This window comes from Pseudomonadota bacterium (assembly GCA_030860485.1).
Classification (GTDB): domain Bacteria; phylum Pseudomonadota; class Gammaproteobacteria; order JACCXJ01; family JACCXJ01; genus JACCXJ01.
Genome location: JALZID010000159.1, coordinates 1 through 6864 on the forward strand (window position 1 = coordinate 1; position 6864 = coordinate 6864).

Sequence of the window (6864 nt, forward strand, 5' to 3'; positions counted from 1 at the left end):
GACGCACCTGCTCGATGTCGATGAGCTGACCGACGTCGGCTTCCTTGAGACCCAACCTGATCCCCTCGGCCTTCCAGTCCTGTAGATCGCTCAAGTACGTCTTGAGCAACTGCGCCGCCAACTCGCCTTGCGGCCGGTGCGTTGCCTGGGCAAACTCGGCCAGACGGTCAGCGGTATCGCGATCCAGTTATACGTCCATAGCGCCCCCTTAGCTGCTCAGATGACCGACCATGCGGAGAGTCAAGGAACTTGACCGGCCTCATTCGATGAAGTGTATTGATATGGATGTAACTGAGCAAGGAAACAGCCTAGCCCCCGGTCGCCGGTTTTAAGATCAAGACACCGTTCTCGGGCTTACCTGCCAGGGCAGCGCCCGCCCTTCCAACCAATCGCGGTACTGGTCGCGATAGTGCGGTGACAAGGGGTGCCCGGATTGCCGCCCGGGAGGTGCAGGATGGCGTTTGCCTCGGGCCGGGGCTGACCACCATGCGCTCGCTGGCGCCATGCTGGAACCTGGCTCTCGTAGACCACGCGTACGCACTGGGGGCGCGCGGCAGGAACTCGCGCGGCATATCGAGGAGATCCCAAGCAGGGTAGAATATCGACTCGCAACCGACGCTCGTCAACCGGCTTGGCCGACAAGAGGTGCCGAGGACAAAGAGAACCCCGTAGGGTGCCGGGGTCTTCCTGGGCTTGGTTGGCCAGAGGCCTCAAACACCGATAGAGTCTTGTTCATGTCATATCCTCCCGATGGAAGTTGTCCGATTCACCGCACACTCAAGTTGAGCTTTCCTCTACGGCGCTCGCCTGGGGGGGGTTGCCATACAGTTGTGGCATTGAACTGATGCCTTGCGGCTCATGGCTATCCCAGCCACCCCCGAAAGCACGATACAACGTGACCATCGCAACCGTGACCGCCGTTTCCGCTTTGGCCTGTTCATCTTCAGCGGAAAGCTTGGCTCGCTGTGCATCGAGCACGGACAGGAAATCGGTGACGCCACGCCGGTAGAACGCATCGGCAAGCCGGTAGGCGCGCCGGGCGGCATCAACGGCTTGACGCAGGTCCTCGCGGCGCTGACGCGCGCTCGTGTAGGCGACATAGGCGTTCTCGACCTCCTCCAAAGAGGTGAGAAATGCCTGCTCATAGCTCGCCGCCACTTGGGCGAGCCGGGCGTCGGAAGCGGTGATGTTCGCGCGGATGCGCCCGGCGTTGAAGATGGGTGCTGTCAAGCCTGCACCGAGCGCGTAGATCCCCTCGGCCAGGCTCGGCAGCCCGCCCAGGCTCAACGCGCCGATTCCACCGGAGAGAGAGATGAAAAACTTGGGAAAGAGATCGGCGCGCGCGGCATCGAGGCTCGCCGCCGCGGCGGTGACCTCGGCTTGCGCACGCCGCAAGTCCGGCCTCTGCTGGAGGAGATCCGAGGGTAGAAGGCCGGGGAGGTTGGGCAGCGCGGGAGGCAGGGGCGCCGCCTTGCCTAACTGGGTTTCAAGCGTGTGCGGGGGCTCTCCTAAGAGCACGCCGAGGCGATGGATAAGCAGTGCGGTCAGGTGATTGAGCACAGGGAGGGCGCTTTCGGTCGCGCGCAGCAGGGTTTGCTGGCGCGCGATGTCGAGCTCGGTGGTAAGGCCAGCGCGAAAGAAGGCCTCGAGCAGGCGCAAGCGCTCCCGTTGAACCGCGATGTGCTCGCGCAGGATCGCCGTCTGCCTCTGCCCACCACGGAGCTCGAGATAATTGGTCGCGACCTGTGCGAGCAGCCCCACCTGCACAGCACGCCGGCCTTCCTCGGCGCCAAGGGCTTGCGCCGCCGCCGCCTGAGCCTCAAGGCGGTTCCCGCCAAAGACATCGATCTCCCATGCCAAGCTGAGCTCGCCGCTCACGGCATCCGCGCGCGGGACCACAAGGTCGACGCCTTGCGGGCCGGGGATCGGAATGGCGCGCTCGATACGCTTTTGACGGCCGCCGTTAACGTTGGCATCAATCGTCGGAAACAGCACGGACTGGGCCACGGTAACCAAAGCCCTGGCCTCCCGCACCCGGGCCGCCGCGATCTCCAAGTCGTGGTTAGCCCCGAGCGCTCGGAGGATCAGCTCATCGAGGAGTGGATCTTGAAACTTCTTCCACCAATGAGCCACGTATGCCCGATCCGACATGGTGTCACCCACGGGGGAGTTTTGCCACTGGGCGGGCGTTGGCACCTCGACTTTGTGGCTGATGGGGGTGAGGGCGCACCCACTGAGCAGCGTTGAGATCAGCGCTGCCACCTTCATGAAGTACCTTGCGTTCATGACACACCTCCGGTATCACTTACTGGATTGCTCAGGGCGAATTCGTGGCTCGAGCGCCACGCGTCGGTAGCCTGCAACGAGACGATATGTTCTGGGTTCTCCGCCGGCATGGTTCGTCGCACCCGGAACCACGCGGCGTAGAGCGCCGGTAAGAAGAAGATCGTGAGCACCGTTGCGACCGTCAGCCCACCCATGATGGCGATGGCCTGGGGGCCGAAGAAGTCGCTCCGCGAGAGCGGCAGCATGGCGAGGATCGCCGCCGCGGCCGTCAGCATGATCGGGCGGAAGCGCCGTACGGTCGATTCAACGATAGCGGTCCAGGTGTCACGGCCCGCCTGCTCGTCTTGCTCGATCTGATCGACGAGGATCACGGAGTTGCGCATGATCATGCCGGCGAGCGCGATAATGCCGAGCAGCGCCACAAAACCAAAGGGGGCGTGGAACAGGAGCAGCGCAAAGGCGGCCCCGATGATCCCCAAGGGTGCCGTGATGAAGACGAGGAAGGTGCGGGAGAGATTCTGGAGCTGGATCATGAGCAAGACAAGCGTGGCGATGACCACCGCCGGGATCCAGAGGAGGATCGACCTCTGCGCGATTGAGCTCTCCTCCTGAGCACCACCGACCTCGAGGTAATACCCGGGCGGCAGTGCTGCTTCGATCGGCTGGAGCTGGGGGAGGATCTCGGCTGTGACCTCCGGTGCTTGGGCACCGTCGACGATATCGGCGCGCACCGAGACCGCCGGGAAGCGGTTGCGCCGCCACACGACACCTTCCTCGAAGGTGGTCTCGATCTTCGCGAGCTGGGACAGCGGCACTGCGGTGCCATTCGCCGTCGGCACGGCGACGTCGGGGAGTGCGTGGGTGGCGAGGCGCTCAGCGTCTTCGGCCCGCCACACGATGTCGATGAGCTTATCGCCCTCGCGATACTGTCCGACGGCGAGCCCGGTGTGGTGGGCTTGGAGGGCCTGCGCGAGGCTTTCGCTCGTCACCCCAAGCGCGCGGGCCTTCTCCTGGTCGAGGACGAGGCGCAGGGATGGGATCCGGTCGTGCCAGTCGTCGTTGACGTCCACGGTGTGGGGGTTGGTGCGCATGACGGCAGCGACCTGATCGGCGATGCTACGAACCGCCGTAGGATCACGGCCGAGTACCCGGAACTCGACGGGATATTCGATCGGTGGGCCGACATTCAAGCGCATGGCACGACCGCGGACCTCGGGAAATTCGGTCGCGAAGACCTCGCGGATCCGCTTCATCACCCGCTCCCGCGCGACGTTGTCCCGGGTCATGACCACGAACTCGGCGAGGTTGGTATTGGCGAGTTGCTGGGTGATGAGCAGAAAGAAGCGCGGGCTGCCGCCACCGACGTAGGCGGCGTAGTGCACGACGTCCTGATCCTGAGCTAGGAACGCTTCGAACCGTTTCGCCGCCGCTTCCGCCTGGGTAAACGAGCTCCCCTCCGGCAGCCACATATCGACTATCACCTCGGCCCGGTTAGAGAGCGGGAAGAATTGCTGTGGCACGTGAGTCAACGCCACCACGCCGATCGCAAACAGCCCTGCTGTCCCGGCGATGACCGCCTTACGATGGGCCACGCACCAGTCCACCCAACGCCGCAGCCGGTTGTAAAACGGGGTATCGAAGAGATCGCGGTGTACGCCTTCGCGTTTCTGAACCTTGAGCATGAGATACCCCAAGAACGGCGTGAAGATCACCGCGCCGATCCACGAGAGCAGGAGTGAGATCCCGACCACCTGGAAGATGGAAACCGTGTACTCCCCGGCCTGCGACTTCGCGAGCCCCACCGGCAGGAACCCCGCGATGGTGACGAGCGTGCCCGTGAGCATCGGGAAGGCAGTCGCCGAGTAGGCGTACGTCGCGGCGCGGAAGCGATCCCAGCCCTCCTCGAGCTTGCGCGCCATCATCTCGATCGCGATCATGGCGTCGTCGACGAGGAGCCCGAGGGCCAGGATAAGCGCGCCAAGCGAGATGCGGTGCAGATCGATGCCAAAGAACAGCATCGACAGAAAAGTGCCTGCGAGAACCAGCGGCACCGTCAGTGCGACGATGGAGCCTGTGCGAAAGCCCAGGCTCAAGAAGCTCACCAGCAGCACCGCCGCAAGCGCCTCGAAGAAGGTGCGCATGAACTCCGCTATGGCCGTTTTCACGACGCGCGGCTGATTAGCGACCTGCTCGACCTCAATGCCGAGCGGGAGCTCGCGCTCGATCCGGTGCATGGCCGCTTCGAGCGCTTGGCCGAGCTTGAGCACATCGCCCCGCTTGTTCATGGTCACGCCGAGGCCGATGACTTCCTTGCCGTTGAAGCGCATCTTAAAGTCCGGCGGGTCCACGTAGCCGCGCCACACGGTGCCAATGTCACCGACTCGGAAGGTGCGTCCTGCGATTCGCAGCGCGAGGTTCTTGACGCTCTCGATGGAATCGAACTTCCCGGTGATGCGGATCGGGAGGTTGCGCAGCGGCGCCGTGATCGCCCCAGCGGAGGTCATGGCATTCTGGGCCTGCAGCGCCTGCGCCACCGCCTGAGGATGCAATCCTAGCTCGGCGAGCTTCTTGTCGGAGAACTCGACGTAGATCCGCTCCTCCTGCACGCCGATCAAATCGACCTTCTCGACATTCTCGATCCGCAGGAGCTGTTGTCGGACCCAATCGGCGGCATCCTTAATCTCGGCAGCGCTGAAACCTTCGCCCGAGAATGCATAGAGGGTGCTGTACGTGTCCCCGAACTCGTCATTGAAGAAGGGCCCGACGACACCGGGCGGCAAGGTGTGCCGGATGTCGTTGACCTTCTTGCGCACGAGGTACCAGAGGGACGAGGTCTCCTTGGGCGGGATGTCCTGGCGAGCGGTGATAAAGATCAATGACTCACCCGGTTTCGCGTAACTGCGGAGGTAGTCGAGATAGGGCAGCTCTTGGATCTTCTTCTCCAAACGGTCGGTCACCTGCTCCTCGACCTCGTGCGCGGTGGCGCCGGGGTAGAGGGTCTTCACCACCATGACACGGAAGGTGAAGTCCGGATCCTCCCGCTGCCCGAGGCGGAAGTATGCGAAGACCCCGCCCAGCATCAAGAGCCCGATCAGGAAACCGGTAAACGCGCGGTGATTAAGCGCCCAGTCGGTCAGGTTGAAGCCTTTCATCGAAGGTCTCCTGCGATCAGTGTCGATCCTTTGCCGGTGCTCTCGTGGGGATTGCCACCCTGCATGGCCAATCCCGCCGCGTCCTCGACAAGCTGTATGGCCTGTCCCTCGATCAACCGGCTAACGCCTGCCGTGACGATGAGCTGCCCTCGGGTGAGACCAGCGATCACGATGCGCTCATCTGCGATGGGCACGCCGAGCTCCACGGGTATGGATCGGACGGTCTGCCCGGTCTCCTCGACCACCCAGACACGGGACTCGGCGGGCTGGCGCTGGGGTGAAAATACCGCGGCGAGCGGGATGGCCAGCTCATCGGTCTTGGGCGTCGTCATATAGACCGTCGCCGTCATACCGAGTTGGGCGAGATCCTTCCCTTCGAGTAGGGTCACCTTGACGCGATAGGTGCGGCTCGCCGGATCGGCACTCGGGGCGATCTCGCGCGTGCGACCCTTGAAGCGCCGTCCTCCATCCGCCCAAAGTTCTACCGTGACATCGCCCGCCGGCTCCACCCCGGCGACGCGTTGCTCCGGGATGTCGATCGCCACCTCTTTCTCGCCGAGATCCGCGAGCGTCACGATGACTTGCCCTGCGCCCACCACTTGACCGGTCTCGACGTCCCGCGCGGTGATGATCCCGTTGCGATCGGCTAAGAGGCGAGTGTAGGCGGTCTGGTTCTGCGCCTGGTGCAGTTGCGAGTCGAGTGCGCTGACTTTATCGCGTGCGGCCTTGTAGAGGGTTTCGCGCCGGTCGTACTCGGCGGGGCTGATGAACTTTTGATCCAAAAGCTCCTGATAGCGCTCGACGTCGTCCTTCGCAAAATCACGCTCGGCGCGGGCCGCCGCGAGTTGAGCCGCGAGACCTTGAGCCGCGAGCTGATAATCGCTTGGGTCTAGCTCGGCGATGAGCTGCCCCTTTTTCACTCGGTCCCCGACGTCGACATACCGCGCTACCATCTTCCCCGAGACCCTGAAAGACAGTCGGGTTTCATAACGCGCCTTGACCTCACCAGCGTAACTGGTAGAACCTGCCCCGGCGTGCTCCCCTACCCGAAAGGTCCGGACGGGACGTGCCACGGTTTCAGTAACTGGCGGATCGGCACAACCGGTCAGCAGTGTCAGGAGCAAGAGGCCCGGGACGATCCCCGGCACATGCGGGGTCGTCCGGAACGATCTATTCAAACGTAAAGGCTGCGTCTTCATGCTTCAGATCTCCTCGATATAAGTGTATACACATGTATAGCCAAGAATGTCCTGGGTTGTTTTGCTACCTACGGGAGTCCCGCCGCGGCAGCATAGATACCGTTTCGGCGGTCCACCACCCTCACGGCTAGCACAGCGGTTCGACGTGGGATGGTCCTCACCGGTGCTGAGCAGAGTGGGTGGTCGTTTTGTCTGCCTAAAACGAGCTCTCGACCCGCTGCGACGAA

General features: G+C 63.2%; 3 protein-coding genes. All 3 read right to left on the reverse strand.

Going from position 1 to position 6864, the window contains the following annotated elements:
• Nucleotides 1-777: 777 nt before the first annotated feature.
• Genes M3461_08720 through M3461_08730 form a run of 3 tightly spaced genes read right to left on the reverse strand, consistent with a single transcriptional unit; the run spans nt 778 to nt 6637 of the window.
• Nucleotides 778-2286 carry an efflux transporter outer membrane subunit gene (locus M3461_08720; GenBank protein MDQ3774425.1) on the reverse strand — a complete coding sequence of 503 codons (1509 nt, stop codon included), beginning with the start codon at nt 2284-2286 and terminating at the stop codon, nt 778-780.
• Nucleotides 2283-5438: an efflux RND transporter permease subunit gene (locus M3461_08725; GenBank protein MDQ3774426.1), complete on the reverse strand. Its 3156-nt coding sequence runs from the start codon at nt 5436-5438 to the stop codon at nt 2283-2285. Before M3461_08725 ends, M3461_08720 begins: the two co-directional genes overlap by 4 nt.
• Nucleotides 5435-6637, reverse strand: coding sequence for an efflux RND transporter periplasmic adaptor subunit (locus tag M3461_08730; GenBank protein ID MDQ3774427.1), 1203 nt, complete (start codon nt 6635-6637; stop codon nt 5435-5437). The genes M3461_08725 and M3461_08730 overlap by 4 nt, the downstream gene beginning before the upstream one ends.
• Nucleotides 6638-6864: the final 227 nt, after the last annotated feature.